At 62.5% G+C, this 17,567-nt stretch carries 14 protein-coding genes and 1 pseudogene; 10 read left to right on the forward strand and 5 right to left on the reverse strand.

Features of this window, described 5'->3' with window-relative positions; translation table 11 throughout:
• Positions 1–151: 151 nt before the first annotated feature.
• Positions 152–1,081 (forward strand): AraC family transcriptional regulator, encoded by a 930-nt coding sequence (locus tag CQ041_RS17715; protein WP_105523804.1) that lies wholly within the window; start codon positions 152–154, stop codon positions 1,079–1,081.
• Positions 1,082–1,122: 41 nt separating this feature from the next.
• On the opposite strand, the gene CQ041_RS17720 is transcribed toward CQ041_RS17715, so the two are convergent.
• The 4 genes from CQ041_RS17720 to edd all read right to left on the reverse strand — a co-directional run bounded on the left by CQ041_RS17720 (position 1,123) and on the right by edd (position 6,207).
• Positions 1,123–2,592, reverse strand: coding sequence for an ATP-binding protein (locus tag CQ041_RS17720; protein ID WP_105523805.1), 1,470 nt, complete (start codon positions 2,590–2,592; stop codon positions 1,123–1,125).
• Positions 2,582–3,316: a response regulator gene (locus CQ041_RS17725; protein ID WP_105523806.1), complete on the reverse strand. Its 735-nt coding sequence runs from the start codon at positions 3,314–3,316 to the stop codon at positions 2,582–2,584. The genes CQ041_RS17720 and CQ041_RS17725 overlap by 11 nt, the downstream gene beginning before the upstream one ends.
• A 111-nt stretch (positions 3,317–3,427) precedes the next feature.
• Entirely contained in the window at positions 3,428–4,384 is a 957-nt protein-coding gene (locus tag CQ041_RS17730; protein WP_105523807.1) for a glucokinase, read from the reverse strand.
• Positions 4,381–6,207: a phosphogluconate dehydratase gene (gene edd / locus CQ041_RS17735; protein WP_105523808.1), complete on the reverse strand. Its 1,827-nt coding sequence runs from the start codon at positions 6,205–6,207 to the stop codon at positions 4,381–4,383. The genes CQ041_RS17730 and edd overlap by 4 nt, the downstream gene beginning before the upstream one ends.
• 221 nt (positions 6,208–6,428) lie before the next feature.
• Here edd and gap point away from each other — a divergent pair, with 221 nt between their 5' ends.
• The 8 genes and pseudogenes from gap (at position 6,429) to CQ041_RS26870 (ending at position 15,372) form a co-directional block, all read left to right on the forward strand.
• Complete coding sequence (gene gap, locus CQ041_RS17740; protein WP_105523809.1) at positions 6,429–7,430, forward strand: type I glyceraldehyde-3-phosphate dehydrogenase; 1,002 nt, start codon at positions 6,429–6,431, stop codon at positions 7,428–7,430.
• 190 nt (positions 7,431–7,620) lie between these two features.
• A complete protein-coding gene (locus tag CQ041_RS17745; RefSeq protein ID WP_105523810.1) occupies positions 7,621–8,139 on the forward strand; it encodes an RNA polymerase sigma factor in 519 nt (172 codons plus the stop codon).
• A gap of 61 nt (positions 8,140–8,200) precedes the next feature.
• Positions 8,201–9,169, forward strand: a complete 969-nt coding sequence (locus CQ041_RS17750) for a FecR domain-containing protein (RefSeq protein ID WP_105523811.1) — start codon at positions 8,201–8,203, stop codon at positions 9,167–9,169.
• A gap of 115 nt (positions 9,170–9,284) precedes the next feature.
• Positions 9,285–11,855, forward strand: a complete 2,571-nt coding sequence (locus CQ041_RS17755) for a TonB-dependent receptor (RefSeq protein ID WP_105523812.1) — start codon at positions 9,285–9,287, stop codon at positions 11,853–11,855.
• A gap of 134 nt (positions 11,856–11,989) precedes the next feature.
• The gene (locus tag CQ041_RS17760) at positions 11,990–12,598 is read left to right on the forward strand and encodes a biliverdin-producing heme oxygenase (protein WP_105523813.1); all 609 of its coding nucleotides are present in this window, start codon (positions 11,990–11,992) and stop codon (positions 12,596–12,598) included.
• Positions 12,599–12,695: 97 nt separating this feature from the next.
• Complete coding sequence (locus tag CQ041_RS17765; RefSeq protein ID WP_105523814.1) at positions 12,696–13,097, forward strand: YbaN family protein; 402 nt, start codon at positions 12,696–12,698, stop codon at positions 13,095–13,097.
• 277 nt (positions 13,098–13,374) lie between these two features.
• A pseudogene (locus tag CQ041_RS26865) lies at positions 13,375–14,514 on the forward strand (HAMP domain-containing protein); the annotation flags it as partial.
• Positions 14,515–14,616: 102 nt separating this feature from the next.
• Complete coding sequence (locus CQ041_RS26870; protein ID WP_371923025.1) at positions 14,617–15,372, forward strand: methyl-accepting chemotaxis protein; 756 nt, start codon at positions 14,617–14,619, stop codon at positions 15,370–15,372.
• A 47-nt stretch (positions 15,373–15,419) separates the two neighbouring features.
• On the opposite strand, the gene CQ041_RS17775 is transcribed toward CQ041_RS26870, so the two are convergent.
• The gene (locus CQ041_RS17775; protein WP_105523816.1) at positions 15,420–15,977 is read right to left on the reverse strand and encodes an NAD(P)H nitroreductase; all 558 of its coding nucleotides are present in this window, start codon (positions 15,975–15,977) and stop codon (positions 15,420–15,422) included.
• 139 nt (positions 15,978–16,116) lie between these two features.
• Between CQ041_RS17775 and CQ041_RS17780 the strand changes: the two genes are divergently transcribed.
• Positions 16,117–17,544: a di-heme oxidoredictase family protein gene (locus CQ041_RS17780; RefSeq protein WP_105523817.1), complete on the forward strand. Its 1,428-nt coding sequence runs from the start codon at positions 16,117–16,119 to the stop codon at positions 17,542–17,544.
• The last annotated feature ends 23 nt before the right edge of the window (positions 17,545–17,567 follow it).

Here is a 17,567-nt window from a genome sequence, read left to right on the forward strand (position 1 = left end):
AAGGCCTTGTATCAGGCACAAGACGGCCGCTGCCCTTGCCTGATTCACGACGAGGCGCAGGATCAGGCAAGGATTGTGCAGAATCGACATAACACTTTTGCACACCCACCGTTAAGCTGGGCCCATCAGAAAAGCCTGCAGAGGACGCCCCATGTCGTCGCCCGAAAAAACGCCCGCGCCCCTCGACGCCGAAATGGAAAAACAGCGCGCCGAACTGGCCAGCATCATTCATCGTCACACTTGGGAAGAGGGTTCCTACGGGACCGCCATCTCCTCGCTGTACCTCAACCGCCACAACACGCCACGGGACTTCATGCCGGTGCTGGTGGAGCCGGCGCTGTGCATCCTGGCCAGTGGCAGCAAGGAGGTGCGCCTGGCGGACGAGATCTTCGCCTACGACCCGCTCAATTACCTGGTGTTTTCGGTCGCCATGCCAGTAGCCGGGCGGATCATCGAGGCCACCCCGGAAGACCCGAACCTGTCGATACGCATCAACATCGACCCGGCTCAGCTCACGGCCTTGATTGCCGAGGCCGGCCCCATGGGTGTGCCGTCGCGGCCCACGTCCCGTGGCATGTACGTCGACCGCATCGACCATCAACTGCTCGACGCCGTGCTGCGCCTCGCACGCCTGCTGGACTCGCCCAAAGACGTCGCCATGCTCGCGCCGTTGATCAACCGGGAGATTCTCTATCGCCTGTTGCGGGGGCCACAGGGCTATCGCCTGTATGAAATTGCCGTGGCCAACAGTCAGAGCCATCGGGTGAGCCAGGCGATCACCTGGTTGAACCGCAATTATGAACAACCCCTGCGAATCGATGACCTGGCCAAGGAAGTGAACCTGAGCGTGTCGACCTTGCACCACCGCTTCAAGGCGATCACCGCCATGAGCCCGTTGCAATACCAGAAGCAACTGCGCTTGCAGGAAGCGCGCAGGCTGATGATTGCCGAAGGCCTGGAGGCGTCGGCGGCCGGGTATCGCGTGGGGTATGAAAGCCCGTCGCAGTTCAGCCGCGAGTACAGCCGGTTATTCGGTGCGCCGCCCCTGAGAGATTTGGCCAGACTGCGCCAAAGCATCTGACCCACCGATAACCAAAGTGTGGGGCTGGCTTGCCTGCTGATTCAGTCCAGCCCGCGGGGTAGTTGCAAGGTCACCCGCAACCCACCCTCACGCAAATTCTGCAAACTCACTTCCCCGCCATGGCTGTGGGCGATGTTGCGCGCAATCCCCAACCCCAGCCCATAACCCTGCTGCTGCCCGGCCAGGCGGAAGTGCGGCTCGAAGACCTGCTCCAGCCGCTGCTCCGGCACCCCCGGGCCTTCGTCGTCCACATGCAGGATGAATTGCACGCCATCGTCCTCGATGTGCAAATGGGCGTTCTGCCCGTACTTCAAGGCGTTGTCGATCAGGTTGCCGATGCAGCGCTTGAGCGCCAGCGGTTTGCCTGGGTAAGGGGTGAGCGCGCGACCGTGCTGGGTCACCCGGCCATTGCCGTTCGGCGCCAGGTAAGGTTCCACCAGGCAGTCGAGCACGTGGTTCAGATCCACCGGTTCGATGTTTTCGTGGATATCGGTGTCTTTCACGCATTGCAGCGCGCCCTTGACCAGCAACTCCAGCTCATCCAGGTCGCGGCCGAATTTGTTTTGCAGGTTGTCGTCTTCCAGCAATTCCACCCGCAGACGCAGGCGCGTGATGGGTGTGCGCAGGTCGTGGGAAATCGCGCTGAACAGCTGGCTGCGTTCGGTGAGGTAGCGGCTGATGCGTTCACGCATGGCATTGAAGGCACGGCCCACCTCCACCACTTCACTGCCGCCACCTTCAGCCACCGGTTCAACATCGGCGCCCAGGGACATGTCCCGCGCCGCCCGCGCCAGGCGCTTGAGGGGCCGGCTTTGCCAGTGCACCAACAGGCCGATGAACAGCAACAGGAAGCCGCTGGTCAGCACGATGAACCACACTTGCTGGGACGGCAGGCCCTGTTCTTCGAGGCTGGTGTAGGGTTCGGGCAGCAACGAGGCGATGTACAGCCATTCGCCGGGGGCCAGCTCGATCTGGGTCACCAGCACGGGCGGGTTCACCGGTTCCAGGGTCAATGCGTAATGAGCCCAGGAGCGCGGCAACTCATCGAGCTTGAGGCCGGCATTGAAGATGCGCAGGTCTTCGGCGCTGACAAATTCCACCGAAATATGCACGTCGGCGCCGAGGGTCTGGCGCAGCACTTCGTCCACGGCCACCAGCACGGCTTGCTTGCGTGGGGTTTCGGGCAACACTTCCATGTCCAGCGGACGGTCGTTGAGGGTCACGACAAAACGCGTCCCGCCCATGCTGCGCAGCTGGTCCAGCACCAACGGACGATAGGCCACCGGCAACGAGCGGAAATAACTCACGCTGGCGGTCATCGAATGCGCCAGGCTGCGGGCACTGGTAACCAGACCTTCAAGCTGAGTGGCGCGCAGCTGCGAGACCCAGATCACGCTCGACAGCGCTTGGGCGAACAGCACCGCCAGCAAGGTCAGCAGCAGCATGCGCCCCAGCAGGGAGCGCGGTACCGGGAAGCGGCGGCGACGTTCGCTCAGGTGGTCAGTGGGCATTGCCGGCAACCACGCTGGCTGCCAACTGATAACCGCTGCCGCGCACGGTGCGGATCAACCGCGGAGGCTTCTCGGTATCGCGCAGGCGTTGACGCAGCCGGCTGACGGCCATGTCGACGATCCGGTCGAGCGGCATCAGGTCACGGCCACGGGTGGCATTGCCGATGGTGTCGCGGTCGAGAATCTGCTGCGGGTGGTCGAGAAACAATTTGAGCAAGGCAAAGTCGGCGCCGGAGAGGATCACTTCCTCGCCATCCACGTGAAACAGGCGGTGGCTGATCATGTCCAGGCGCCATTCATCGAACACCAGCACATCGCTGCTGCCCCGCTGCTCCTGGCCGAACTGGGCGCGGCGCAACAGCGCCTTGATCCGCGCTTGCAACTCGCGGGGGCTGAAGGGCTTGCCGATGTAATCATCGGCGCCCAGCTCCAGGCCGATCACACGGTCGGTTTCATCGGAGCTGGCAGTGAGCATGATGATCGGCACTTGAGCCTGGCGCGGGTGTTGGCGGATCCAGCGGCAAAGGCTGAAACCGTCTTCGTCCGGCAACATCACATCAAGGATGACCAGGTCGCACGGCGCCTCGGTCATCGCTTGGCGGAACCCCGCGCCATCCGCCACGCCACGCACCTGGAAGCCGGCGCGGCTGAGGTAGGTCTGCAGCAATTCGCGGATTTCCTGATCGTCGTCGACGAGGAGAATGGATTTACTGATTACGCTCACGGGGCCTCCTTGTTGTTATGGCGAAGCTTAAGTCATTGGGTGCCCTTGAGGCCTTCATCGGGGGCAAGCCTCCTCCCACAGGGGGCTTGCTCCCGACAGGGCCATCACTGTCTACGCAAAAGCCTGTTCCAGAGCCACACCCGCCCCGGTCAACCCGGAATACGGCGCGGTCACCAACCACACCGGAATCCCCTTGAAGTAGTCACTCATGCAACCTTTGTCCGCGAAGCTTCTGGCGAACCCGCTGGCGATAAAGAAGTCGGCAAACCTCGGTATCACCCCACCCACGATATACACGCCACCGCGCCCGCCGGTGGTCAGCACGTTATTACCCGCCACGCGGCCCAGCCAGATGCTGAACTGGTCCAACACTTCCATCGCCACCGGATCACCTGCCAGCCCCGCTGCCGTGATGGCTTCGGGCGTATCCAGCACCGGCGTGTGCCCGTCCACCGCACAAATCGCGCGATACAGACGCGGCAAGCCGCCGCCGCTCAGGGCGGTCTCGGCGCTGACGTGACCGATTTCAGCATGAATGTGCTGCCACAGCTGGGTTTCGCGCGGGCTGCTCAGGGGCAGGTCGACATGGCCGCCCTCCCCCGGCAATGCGGCCCAACGGCCGCTGCCAAGGTCCAGCAGGGTGCCGACGCCCAGGCCGGTGCCCGGGCCGATCACCACCGCCGGGCGCAACGGTTCCGGCGTGCCTGCGCAGACCACGCGGAATTCGTCGGGCTTGAGGCGGGTCATGCCCAGGGCCATGGCCGAGAAGTCGTTGACCAGCAGCAACTCATCCACCTGCAACGTCTGGCAAAACGCGGTCTTGCTCAAGCGCCAGTGGTTGTTGGTGAACTTGAATTCATCACCGCTCACGGGACCGGCCACCGACAGGCATACCAGGCCGATGGCGCCGATTTCCAGGCCTTCTTCCTTGAGATACACCTTGATGGCGTCCTCAGGACTGGCGTGATCCACCGTGGCCAGCACGCGAATCGAATGCAGTTCCTGGTCCCGCCACAACGCAAACCGGGCGTTGGTTCCACCGATGTCACCGACCAGCGCTAACTTCACTTAAGCGTCTCCAGGGCAGAGGTAAAGGCGCTGGCGCCTTGCTCTGCGGAGCTTGCGGCCAAGCGCATAAATGCAAACAGCTCGCGACCGGCCCCCACGTTATTGCCCAACAGGCCCGTGGCAGGCGCGCGCGCTGCAAATTCTTCGGCGTCCACCTTAAGCTCAAGAGTGCCCTTCACGCCATCGACGCGAATGATATCGCCATCACGCACCCGCGCCAGCGGCCCGCCGCTCTGGGCTTCGGGGTTGACGTGGATCGCGGCGGGAATCTTACCCGAGGCGCCGGACATGCGCCCGTCTGTTACCAACGCGACTTTGAAACCACGGTCCTGCAACACGCCGAGGAACGGCGTCATCTTGTGCAGCTCCGGCATGCCATTGGAGCGCGGGCCCTGGAAGCGCATCACGGCGACGAAGTCTTTTTCCAACTGGCCGGCCTTGAACGCGTCGGCCAGGTCTTGCTGGTCCTGAAACACGACTGCCGGCGCTTCGACGATCTGGTGCTCGAGGGCAACCGCCGAAACCTTCATCACCCCACGCCCGAGGTTGCCTTCCATCACGCGCAGGCCGCCTTCCGGCGAGAACGCACGGGCCACCGGGCGCAGGATGCTTTCGTCGAGGCTCTCGATGGGGCCGTCGCGCCAGATCAGCTCGCCGTCCACTAGGAACGGCTCCTGGGTGTAGCGGCTCAAGCCTTTGCCGGCCACGGTGTTGACGTCTTCGTGGAGCAGGCCGGCTTCAAGCAGTTCGCGGATCAGGAACGACATCCCGCCCGCCGCCTGGAAGTGGTTGATATCCGCCTTGCCGTTTGGATACACGTGGGACAGGGTCGGTACCACCTCGGAGAGGTCGGCCATGTCGTCCCAGGTCAGGATGATGCCCGCCGACATGGCGATCGCCGGCATGTGCAGCGTGTGGTTGGTGGACCCGCCGGTGGCGTTGAGGGCGATGATCGAGTTGACGATGGACTTCTCGTCGACGATCTCGCCGATCGGCATGAAGCTACCGTTGGCCTTGGTCAGGCGCGTGACCTGGTGCGCAGCTTCGCGGGTCAGGGCATCGCGCAGCGGCGTGTACGGGTTGACGAACGAGGCACCCGGCAAGTGCAGGCCCATCACTTCCATCAGCAACTGGTTGGTGTTGGCGGTGCCGTAGAACGTGCAGGTACCGGGGCTGTGGTAGGACTTCATCTCCGATTCCAGCAGCTCTTCGCGGGTGGCCTTGCCTTCGGCGTAACGCTGGCGCACGTCGGCTTTCTGCTTGTTGGAGATACCCGATGGCATCGGGCCGCCCGGTACGAAGATCATCGGCAGGTGGCCGTAGCGCAGGGCGCCCATCATCAGGCCGGGGACGATCTTGTCGCAAATGCCCAGCATCAACGCGGCGTCGAACATGTTGTGGGACAGCGCTACCGCCGTGGACATGGCAATGACTTCACGGCTGAGCAGGCTCAGCTCCATGCCCGGCTCGCCCTGGGTGACGCCGTCGCACATGGCGGGGGTGCCGCCGGCGAACTGGCCGACCGAGCCGACTTCACGCAGGGCTTTCTTGATTTGTTCGGGGAAATGTTCGTAAGGCTGGTGCGCCGAGAGCATGTCGTTATATGACGAAACAATTGCCACGTTGGCGGCATTCATCATGCGCAGACTATTTTTATCTTCAGTGCCGCAACCGGCCACGCCGTGGGCGAAGTTGGCGCATTGCAGCTTGCCGCGCATCGGACCGTCGGTGGCTGCACCGCGAATGAGCGCAAGGTAGGCCTCGCGGGTGGCGCGGCTGCGGGCGATAAGCCGTTCGGTGACCTCAAGGACGCGGGGATGCATGTATAGAACTCCAGGCTAACGGATGTGGCGACCTGAGTGTCTATGCTGATCAAACGCCCGCAGCGCATGGGATGGCAGGGAGTCGTTTGGATCATCGGACCAGTTGATTCAGGTCACTCGTTGTAGATTGAACAAAATATTGCCACTAAAAAGGCTTGTTTTCTATTTTTATGCGAATAATCTTGTAATTCTTACAACAAATCGACGACAGGCACTTTCCAATGACTCTTCGTATCGCAATCAATGGTTTTGGCCGTATCGGCCGTAATGTCCTGCGCGCACTGTATACCCAAGGCTACCGCCAGGATTTGCAGATCGTCGCCATCAACGATCTGGGCGACAGCTCCATCAATGCCCACCTGCTCAAATACGACACCGTACATGGCACATTCGAAGCAGAGGTCGCCCACGATCAGGAAAGCCTGACCGTCAATGGTGACCGGATCGCCGTCAGTGCCATTCGCAACCCGGCCGACCTGCCGTGGGCTGCCCACAAGATCGACGTGGTGTTCGAATGCACCGGCCTGTTCACCGACCGTGACAAGGCTGCCGCCCATATTACCGCCGGCGCGCGCAAGGTGATCATTTCTGCACCGGCCAAAGGTGCGGACGCCACCGTGGTCTACGGTGTGAACCATGACATTCTGCGCCAATCCCACCAGATCATCTCCAACGCCTCGTGCACCACCAACTGCCTGGCGCCGGTCGCCCAGGTACTGCACCGCGAACTGGGCATCGAAAGCGGCCTGATGACCACCATCCATGCCTACACCAATGACCAGAACCTGACCGACGTCTACCACACCGACCCATACCGTGCGCGTTCGGCCACCCAGAACATGATCCCGAGCAAGACCGGCGCCGCCGAAGCGGTCGGCCTGGTGCTGCCGGAACTGGCGGGCAAGCTGACTGGCATGGCGGTGCGCGTACCGGTGATCAACGTATCGCTGGTGGACCTCACGGTGACCCTGAAAAAAGAGGCAACAGCCGAAGAAGTCAACGCGCTGCTCAAGGAAGCCAGCCAACATTCGAAGATCCTCGGCTACAACACCCTGCCGCTGGTTTCCAGCGACTTCAACCACAACCCGTTGTCGTCGATCTTCGACGCCAATCACACCAAGGTCAGCGGCAAATTGCTCAAGGTACTGGCGTGGTACGACAACGAGTGGGGTTTCTCCAACCGCATGCTGGATAACTGCCTGGCGCTGTGCAACGCCGAGTAATCCAGCGGGAGTAGGCTTGTGGGGGGGCTTACCCGCGATAACATCACCTCGGTCTGACACTTAGACCGAGCCGCCTGCATCGCGGGCACGCCCGGCGCCCACAGGGATCTTCTCGACCCTGCAAAGTGGTACTTGCCATTTGCGTTGATGATAAGCATTATCATTTGCTGCAAATCGGTCTGGTATCACTGTGAGCCAATCTCGCTTCAACCATGTCTTTCTCACCCAGCGGCTGATTCTGCTGCGCACCTTGCAGCGCATGGTGAATAACCCCAGCACCGCCGAGGACCTGCTGCAGGAAACCTACCTGCGCGTCACCCGGGCGTTGAGCGAACGGCCCATCGACCACCTCGAACCTTTCGTCTACCAAACCGCGCGCAACCTGGCGCTGGACCACCTGCGTGCCCGCCGGATCCAGGCCCGCACACTGCAGGAAGATGTTCCGCTGGATGTCCTGCAAAGCGTCGCCGCCCCCACCAGCACGCCCGAAGAGGCTACCCAGGCCGAACAAATGCTCGAACACCTGAGCGTTAGCCTGGGCCAGTTGAGTCCCCGCCAGCAGCGAATTTTCATCCTCAGCCGCTTGCACGGTTGCAGCTACCAGGAGATCGCCGATCAGTTGGCGGTGTCCTTGAGCACCGTGCAAAAGGAACTGAAATTGATTATGGCCATCTGCGTAGGTGTGGCCGAAAGGTTGGATCGGCCTTAAGCTTCTACCGATTCAGCTGTAGGAAAGATCAACAGAACGTGGCGAAGACCCGAGGAACACCGTGAAGGACCCGAATAAACTGCGCCCCCATGAGCTGGCTCATGAGGTGTTGCAAGACACGGCCATGGACCAAGCCCTCGACTGGCTGATTACCCTGCAGTGCCCGCAGCCCGGGCAGCAAGCCGAATTCGAACGCTGGTTGGCCAGCGACCCGGCCCATGCCCAGGCCTTCACCAAGGCCCAGGCTGCCTGGGGCGGCGCGCCGGTGCACAGTGCCGCGGTGGCCCTCGCCGCGCCGCGCAAGCCGAGCGCCTGGCGTCGGGTCAAGCCTCATTGGAAACCCCTGGCGACCGCCGCCGTGTTGCTGGTCGGGCTGTTCAGCTTCAGCAACCTGCCGCTGCGCCTGCAGGCCGATCACCTCACGGTGGTGGGCGAACGCCAGCGCCTGCAGCTGGACGATGGCTCCAAAGTACTGCTCAACACCAACTCGGCATTCTCCAGCAGTATCAAGGATCACCAGCGCATCGCCCGTCTCTATCAGGGCGAAGCGTTTTTCGAAGTGCTGCCCACCCCTGGCCTGCCCATGCAAATCGATGCCGGCCCGGTACGCGCCAGCGTGCACGACACCGACTTTGCCGTGCGCTACCTCAATGGCGAGGCCCAGGTGCAGGTCCAGCGTGGCAATGTGGACCTGAGCAACACCTTCGATGATGCCCGCGTACGCCTGAGTGCCGGCCAGAGTATCCGCATCGGGCCCAAGGGCTTCGGCCCGCCGTCCACGTTGGATGCCAACAAGGAACTGGCGTGGGTACAAGGGCGCCTGGTGTTTGAAAACTGCCCGATGGGCGAAGTGCTCGCCGAGTTGCGCCGTTATTACCCGGGCTGGATCGTCAACAACAATGACCAGATCGCCAGCGTCGCTGTCACCGGCAACTACCGCCTTGACCAGCCGCTGGACGTGGTGCGCTCCCTGGCCCACATCACCTCGGCCAGGCTCTCGGAATACCCGGCACTGGTGATCCTGAACTAAATGAGAATTATTTTTACTCGATAGCCTTCGGCGGTACGTCTCGTCTTAGCCAATGCAACTGATTCCCATTTGTTTCAGTTTGCAACTATAAGATTCGTACTCCGGAGCGCTCTCGATGTCCCCTCGTTTCAACCGCCGGTCTTCTTTGCCCGTCCTGTCCATGCTGACCGCTGCCATCCTGCTGGCCGGCGCACCGGTCATGAGCGCCAGCGCCGCCGAGCCGGCCCCGCGCAACCACGGCAACTACAGTTTCAGCATCGAGCAGCAGCCGTTGGTTTCCGCGCTGAATGCCTTCACCCGTGTCACCGGTTGGCAAGTCGGCCTGCCGGCCCAATTGGCCCAGGGCGTCTCGTCCCCGGGTGCACGCGGCGCGCTGTCGCCGGAAACAGCCCTGGACCAGTTGTTGGTGGGGACCAACCTGAGCTACCGCAAACTGGGCGACAACACGATCGTGCTGGAGAAGCGCGCCGCCGGCAGCACCCTCAACCTGCAACAGGTGACCATCAGCGCCACCCGCCACGCGCAGGATGTGACCAGCGTGCCAAGCACCGTCAGCGTGCATGATCGCGAAGAACTCGACCGCCTCAACGTCGGCAACAGCCGCGACCTGGTGCGCTTCGAACCGGGTGTTTCGGTGGGTGGCGCCGGCACCCGTTCCGGCAATGCCGGCTTCAATATTCGCGGCATCGACGGTGACCGCATCCTCACCCAGGTCGACGGCGTTGAGGTGCCTGACCACTTCTCCAACGGCCCCTATGCGCAAACCCGCCGCAACTACGTCGACCCGGAAATCGTCAAGCGTGTCGAAATCCTGCGCGGCCCGGCCTCGGCCCTGTACGGCAGCAGCGCCATTGGCGGCGCCGTCAGCTACTTCACCCTCGACCCGGACGACATCATCAAGCCCGGCAAGGACGTCGGCGCCCGCCTCAAGACCGGCTACAGCTCCGCCGACGAGAGCTGGCTGACCTCCGGCACCGTCGCCGGCCGCGTGCAGGACGTCGATGGCCTGTTGCACCTGAGCCAGCGCAACGGCCACGAGACCGAGACCTACGACGGCAACAACGTCACCGGCCTGAACCGTACCGGCGCCAACCCGGAAGATGCGCAAACCACCAACGTGCTGGCCAAGCTGGGCTGGAACTACGGCGACGACAACCGCCTGGGCTTTACCTACGAGAAGTACAAGGACGACCGCGACACCAACCAGAAAAGCGCGGTAGGCGGCCCCTACAACACCGGGTTCAACAGCAATCTCTACCGTGCACGCGTGGGCAATGACACCATCACCCGTGAACGTTTCGGCCTGGAAAACAGCGTGGCGGTCGACACGCTGTTTGCCGATCGCATCAAGACCAGCCTCAACTACCAGATCGCCAAGACCGACCAGACCACGGCCGAAAACTACGTGTCGGGCGCACGCAATCTGCTGCGCGAGCGCGAGACGCTCTACCAGGAAAAACAGTGGGTGTTCGATGCCCAACTGGACAAGGCGTTCGCCATCGGTGACACCGACCACCGGGTGACCTACGGCACCACCCTCAAGCAGGCCAAAGTCACGGGTTCGCGCACGGGCAGCGCAAGGTGCATGACCGTCAGCGCCTTTTGCCCGGCCGTTGGCGGCCCGAGCACCAACCCTGCGGACCGAGTCGTACCGGCCAGCGACTTCCCGGACCCGACCATCAACACCTACGCACTGTTCGCCCAGGACCAGATCAGCTGGGGCAACTGGACCTTCCTGCCCAGTGTTCGTTATGACTACACCCAGCTCAAGCCCAAGCTGACCGAGGACTTCCTCAACACCACCGACCCCAACCGCGTCTACGCCCACGACGACAGCGACAAGACCTGGCACCGCGTCTCGCCCAAATTCGGCCTGACCTACGCCCTCACCGACCACTACACCTGGTTCGGCCAGTACGCCGAAGGTTTCCGCACGCCGTCAGCCAAGGCGTTGTACGGACGCTTTGAAAACATCCAGCAAGGGTATGTGGTCGAGCCCAACTCGGACCTCAAGCCGGAGAGCAGCAAGAGCTTCGAAACCGGACTGCGCGGCAACTTCGAATCGGGCAACTTCGACGTGGCGGTGTTCTATAACAAGTACCACGACTTCATCAACGAAGACGCCGCGCTGCTGACCCCCACCGGCGTTGCGTTCAAGGCCGGCAACATCAAGCGCGCCATCATCCAGGGCGTGGAAGCCAAGGGGCGCCTGAACCTCGACACCCTCGGCGCACCGCAGGGCTTGTACACCCAAGGGTCGGTGGCCTACGCCTACGGTCGCAACCAGGACACTGGCGAGCCGATCAACAGCGTCAATCCGCTCAAGGGCGTGTTCGGCCTGGGTTACGACCAGGACAACTATGGCGCGCTGGTGAGCTGGACCCTGGTCAAGAAGCAGAACCGCGTCGACAGTGCGACCTTCTTCTCGCCCGACGGCGACACCACCAAGGCACCGTTCAAGACCCCGGGTTTCGGCATCGTCGACCTGACCGGTTTCTACAAGGTCACCCACGACATCACCGTCAACGGCGGCGTCTACAACCTGACCGACAAGAAGTACTGGAACTGGGATGACGTGCGCAGCTTCGACAGCATCGGCGAAGCCGGCGTGACCGCCCCGGCCAACATTGACCGCCTGACCCAACCCGGCCGCAACTTTGCGATCAACGTGGTCTGGGATATCTGACGACAACCGCCTCACCCCGGCGAAACTTCATCGACGGGGTGAGGATTTTTTACTGTGCCCCGTCTTCTTGTTCGTCTAGTTGATAACAGCTCTCTTCAGGGCAACAAGGCGCTCCCCTTCTCAAGGACTTATTCATGACCGCTTCTCCTACCGCAGAACGCCCAAGTTTGCGCTCCCAGCGCCTGAACCAGGTCACCCACGCGCCGCACAGCAAGCTCGATGCCCTGGTCAAGGCCCACGCGCCGTTTGAAACCCAGGCCAACTTCGCCCGCTTCGTGGTGGCGCAATACCTGTTCCAGTCGGAACTGGTGGCCCTGTACAACGATGCCGAGCTGATCAAGATCATCCCGGACCTGGCCGACCGCTGCCGCGCCGACGCCGCCAAGCTCGACTTGGCCGACCTGGACACCGAAGTGCCTGCACCGGTGGCCGGCGCGGTGAACAACCCTACCCAGGCCGAAGCCCTGGGCTGGTTGTTCGTGTCCGAAGGTTCCAAGCTGGGCGCTGCCTTCCTGATCAAGCGCGCAGTGGGCCTGGGCCTGAGCGAAACCTTCGGCGCCCGCCACCTGGGCGAACCGGCCGGTGGGCGTGCTGACGGTTGGAAGCGCTTTACACGCACCCTCGACGGCCTGGAATTCAGCGCTGAAGAAGAAGCCGCGGCAGAAAAAGCGGCGGTCGACGCATTTGTGCGCTTCACCGTACTGCTGGAACAGGCGTACGCTAGCGCCCCTGAACTGGCCTGATACCTATAATTGGAATGCATTCCAATGTGGGAGGGAGCTAGCCCCTCCCACACTTGACCCGGTTCCAACCTAACTTTTTCTCAGTCTGTATACCCTCATGACCGGCAAACCCCAATCCACCTCGAAAATCGCGCAGATCCTGTTCGGCCTGCTGGCCTACGTCAGCTTGGGCATCGGGTTGGTGGCGATTGTCATACCGGGTTTGCCCACCACCGAATTCATCCTGCTCGCCGCCTGGGCCGCCACCAAAAGCTCGCCGCGCCTCAGCGCCTGGCTGGAAAACCACCGCCTGTTCGGCCCGATCCTGTCCAACTGGCGCAATGGCAAGATCATTGCGCGCCGAGCCAAGGTCAGCGCCACGGTGAGCATGTTGCTGTGCGCCGTCCTCATGCTGGTGATGCTCGACCATGGCTGGCCGATCTACCTGGCCATCGTAGGAATGGGCCTGGGCAACCTGTGGATCTGGTCGCGTCCCGAGCAACGCCCACAGCCCGCATGACACGGCGTGCAGGGGTTTGCCTACCGCTCATCGACTGCCTCTCATGAAACGCCTACCTGCGCCGATGCTCAAGACATAGCGCCGAAGGGACTTGGCCGTGCTGTGCACATCAACCAGTCCCTTCGCGAGTGAGCCTATGTTCGACACCCTCTCCATCCGCCTGAAAATCGTGCTGCTCTCCGGGCTGTGCCTGCTGGGGGTGATTGCGCTGGTCATCGGCGTCAATCTCTACCAAACGGACCAGAACGACCGGTTGATCAGCGATTCAAGCTCGCGGATGCTCACCCGCAGCGTGCAGAACCTGCTGCAATCCAGAGCCGCCGAGCAAGCGGTGCAGTTGCAGAAGACCTTTGGCGAAAACCTGCTGGCGGTGACCACCCTCGCCGATCAGGTCAAGGACCTGCGCAACCTGGCGACCAAACGCGGCCTGGAACCCGGCGCATTGCGCGAAGAGCTCAACCAGAGCGTCAAGACCGCCTTCGAGCGCAATCGCAAGGCGCTGGGCATCTGGCTGTCGTTCGAACCCAATGGCCTGGACGGCCGGGACAGCGAATTCGTCGACGACAAAGCACGCGTCTCCAATGAAAAAGGCCGCTTCTCTACCTACTGGAGCCGCGCCGGCGGCGCAGGCGTGAACACCATCATGGTCGAGGACGACCTGACCAAGACCAGCCTCAACCTCAGCGGCACGCCCTACAACATTTGGTATACCTGCCCGCGGGACACGCGCAATGTATGCCTGCTGGACCCATACGCCGACGAAGTCGCCGGTAAATCGATGCTGATGACCACCATATCCCTGCCGCTGATCGTCGACGGCAAGGTCATCGGCGTGGTCGGTATCGACATCGCCCTCGACACCCTGCAAGCCACCGCCGATGCGGCACAAAAAGAACTGTTCGACGGCGCTGCGCACCTGGAAATCATCTCCAGCACTGGCCTGATTGCGGCCTACAGTGGCGAGTCGGGCCGCGTCGGCAAGAACCTGGTCGATACCCTCGGCGCCGAAGGCAAGGACATCGTGCAACTGCTGGGCAACGGCACCCGCACCTTGCGAGAACAGGATGACACCATTCGCACGGTGTACCCGGTCAAGCCGATCCCGGAGGCCAAGTCGTGGGGCGTGCTGATCAAACTGCCCAAGCACGTGATGCTCGCCGATAAGGTCAAACTTCAAGCAGTGCTCGACGAAGCCCAGGCCACCGGCACCCTCCAGGCCTTGCTGGTGGGTGCTGCCGCGGCCTTGCTCGGCCTGCTGCTGATCTGGCTGACCGCCACCGGTGTGACCCGTCCGATCAACAGTGTGGCCGCGATGCTCAAGGACATTGCCAGCGGCGACGGCGACCTCACCCAACGCCTGGCCTACAACAAAAAGGACGAGCTGGGCGAGTTGGCGAACTGGTTCAACCGGTTCCTCGACAAGCTGCAACCGACCATCGCGCAGATCAAGCAAAGCATCACCGAAGCGCGTGGCACGGCTGATCAGTCCTCGGCCATCGCGCGCCAGACCAGCGAGGGCATGCAGGTGCAGTTCCGTGAAATCGACCAGGTGGCCACCGCGTCCAATGAGATGAGCGCCACTGCCCACGATGTGGCCAACAGCGCCTCCAACGCCGCCAGCGCGGCACGCGGCGCGGATCAGTCGGCGCGTGAGGGTTTGTCGATCATCGAGCAGAGTACCCGGGATATCACGACTCTGGCCGAAGCAGTCAGCAAGGCCGTGGGTGAAGTCGAGGCGCTGGCGGTCAACAGCGAGCAGATTGGCTCCGTGCTGGAGGTGATCCGCAGTATCGCCGAGCAAACCAACCTGCTGGCCCTTAACGCGGCGATTGAAGCGGCGCGCGCCGGTGAAAGCGGGCGTGGTTTCGCGGTGGTGGCCGACGAAGTGCGCAACCTGGCCAAGCGCACCCAGGACTCGGTGGAGGAAATCCGCCACGTAATCGAACGCATCCAGAGCGGCACCCGTGGCGTGGTGGCGACCATGCATTCAAGCCAGAACCAGGCCCAGAATAATGCCGGGCAGATTCACCAGGCAGTGCAGGCGCTGGGCAAGATCAGCGAGGCGGTCACGGTGATCAGCGACATGAACCTGCAAATCGCCAGCGCCGCCGAACAGCAGAGCGCCGTGGCCGAAGAGGTCAACCGCAATGTTTCGGCGATTCGCACAGTCACCGAAACACTCACTGGCCAAGCCACCGAGTCGGCGGCGATCAGCAGCCAGTTGAATGCATTGGCCAGCCAACAGATGAAATTGATGGATCAGTTCAGGGTGTAACCCAATCCCCAAAACACCACCCCTCCCACATTTTGATCACATTGAAATTAAAGACCGGTCCAGGCGCTGACTGCCGGTTCTTCCTTCGGCGCGGTACGCGGCGGATTCTGCGGCGTACCCAGATAAAGGAAGCCGATCACTTCCTCGTCTGCCGTCAGCCCCAGGCCCTTGGCGACGTGAGCCGAGTAGGACAACTCGCCAGTGCGCCACACCGCACCGATCCCCTGGGCGTAGGCCGCCAACAAAATCCCATGGGCCGCACAGCCTGCCGCCAGCAGTTGCTCGGATTTCGGCACCTTGAAGTGCTCCTGCAACCGCGCAATCACCACCACCACCAACGGCGCACGCAACGGGCCGTTCTGGGCCTTGTCGATCGCGGCTTGCGGGGCGTCGGCATCTTGCAGGCGGGCGGCCTCGGCCAGCAGCGCGCCCATCTGCTCGCGGGCAGCGCCTTCCACGGTCAGGAAACGCCAAGGGCGCAACTGCCCGTGATCCGGCGCACGCATGGCGGCGGCGAACAGCAGGTCGCGCTGCTCTTGGGTCGGTGCCGGCTCCAGCAAGCGCGGCACGGAAACACGGTTGAGCAAAGCGTCGAGAGCCTGCATTGGCCACCTCCAGAAAAAAATGTGTGGCCATTCTAGCGGGAATGCGTCGCCGCCTACCAAACGATAATTGCTCTTATTCCTTGCGCCCTGCCCTGTTAGACTTTGCGACCTTATTTTTGCCCTTCGTTCAGGAAACGCGATGTTCCGTTGGTTTGTTCGCCTGTCCGCTGCGTCACTGGCCTTGTGCCTGACCGCCTGCGATGACGCGCCCAGATTCACCAAGGCCGAGCCGGGTGAGTCACGGGCGGGCGGCGCTGCGACGGTCAACAAGCGCGACCAGAACGCGTTTTCCCTGCCCTCGGCCAACCTGTCCCCCACCCGTCGCGTGGACTTCAGCGTTGGCAACAGCTTCTTTCGCAGCCCCTGGGTGATCGCACCGTCCACCACCACTGCCCGTGACGGGCTGGGCCCGCTGTTCAACACCAATGCGTGCCAGAACTGCCATATCAAGGACGGTCGCGGGCATCCGCCGTCGCCGGATGCGGCGAATGCAGTGTCGATGCTGGTGCGCCTGTCGATTCCTGATCAGCCTGCCTATGCCCGGCTTATCCAACAGAATGGCGTCGTGCCCGAGCCGGTGTACGGTGGGCAACTGCAAGACATGGCGGTACCGGGCGTGGCCCCTGAAGGCAAGGTGCGGGTCGCGTACACGCCCTTCAACGTGACGTTCAAGGACGGCACCGTGGTCGAACTGCGCAAGCCGCAGTTGCACATCACCCAGCTGGGCTATGGCCCGATGCACCCGGATACGCGATTTTCGGCGCGCATCGCCCCGCCGATGATCGGCCTGGGGCTGCTCGAGGCCATCAGCGATGCCGATATCCTGCGCAATACCGACGCGAAAACCGCCGACAAGGAAGCCATCGTCGGCCGCGCCAACCAGGTGTGGGATGATGCCCAGCAAAAAACTGTACTCGGGCGTTTTGGCTGGAAAGCCGGGCAGCCGAACCTCAATCAACAAAATGTTCACGCGTTTTCAGGTGATATGGGCCTCACCACCCGCCTGAGGCCTTTTGATGACTGCACCGCCGCCCAGGTCGCCTGCCAACAGGCGCCCAACGGCAACGGCCCGGATGGCGAGCCGGAAGTCAGCGAGAACATCCTGCGCCTGGTGCTGTTCTACACGCGCAACCTTGCTGTGCCAGCGCGGCGCGACGTCAACACGCCGCAAGTGCTCGCCGGCAAGAACCTGTTTTTCCAGGCGGGTTGCCAGGGTTGCCACACGCCGGCGTTCACCACGGCCGCCAACGCCGCTGAACCTGAACTGGCCAACCAGGTGATCCGCCCGTACAGCGACCTGCTGTTGCACGATATGGGCGAAGGCCTTGCCGACAACCGCAGCGAATTCAAGGCCGGTGGCCGCGACTGGCGCACCGCGCCGTTGTGGGGCATTGGCCTGACGCAAACCGTGAGTGGCCATACCCAGTTCCTGCATGACGGCCGCGCCCGCAACCTGCTGGAAGCCGTGCTCTGGCACGGCGGTGAAGCACGCGCGGCGCAGCAGCATGTGTTGTCCTTTAATGCCGAACAGCGCGCTGCGTTGCTGGCGTTCCTGAATTCTCTATAAGCTTCGCCCCAATTACAGAAGGG

Origin of the sequence: Pseudomonas sp. MYb60 (assembly GCF_002979555.1) — a bacterium.
Taxonomy (GTDB): domain Bacteria; phylum Pseudomonadota; class Gammaproteobacteria; order Pseudomonadales; family Pseudomonadaceae; genus Aquipseudomonas.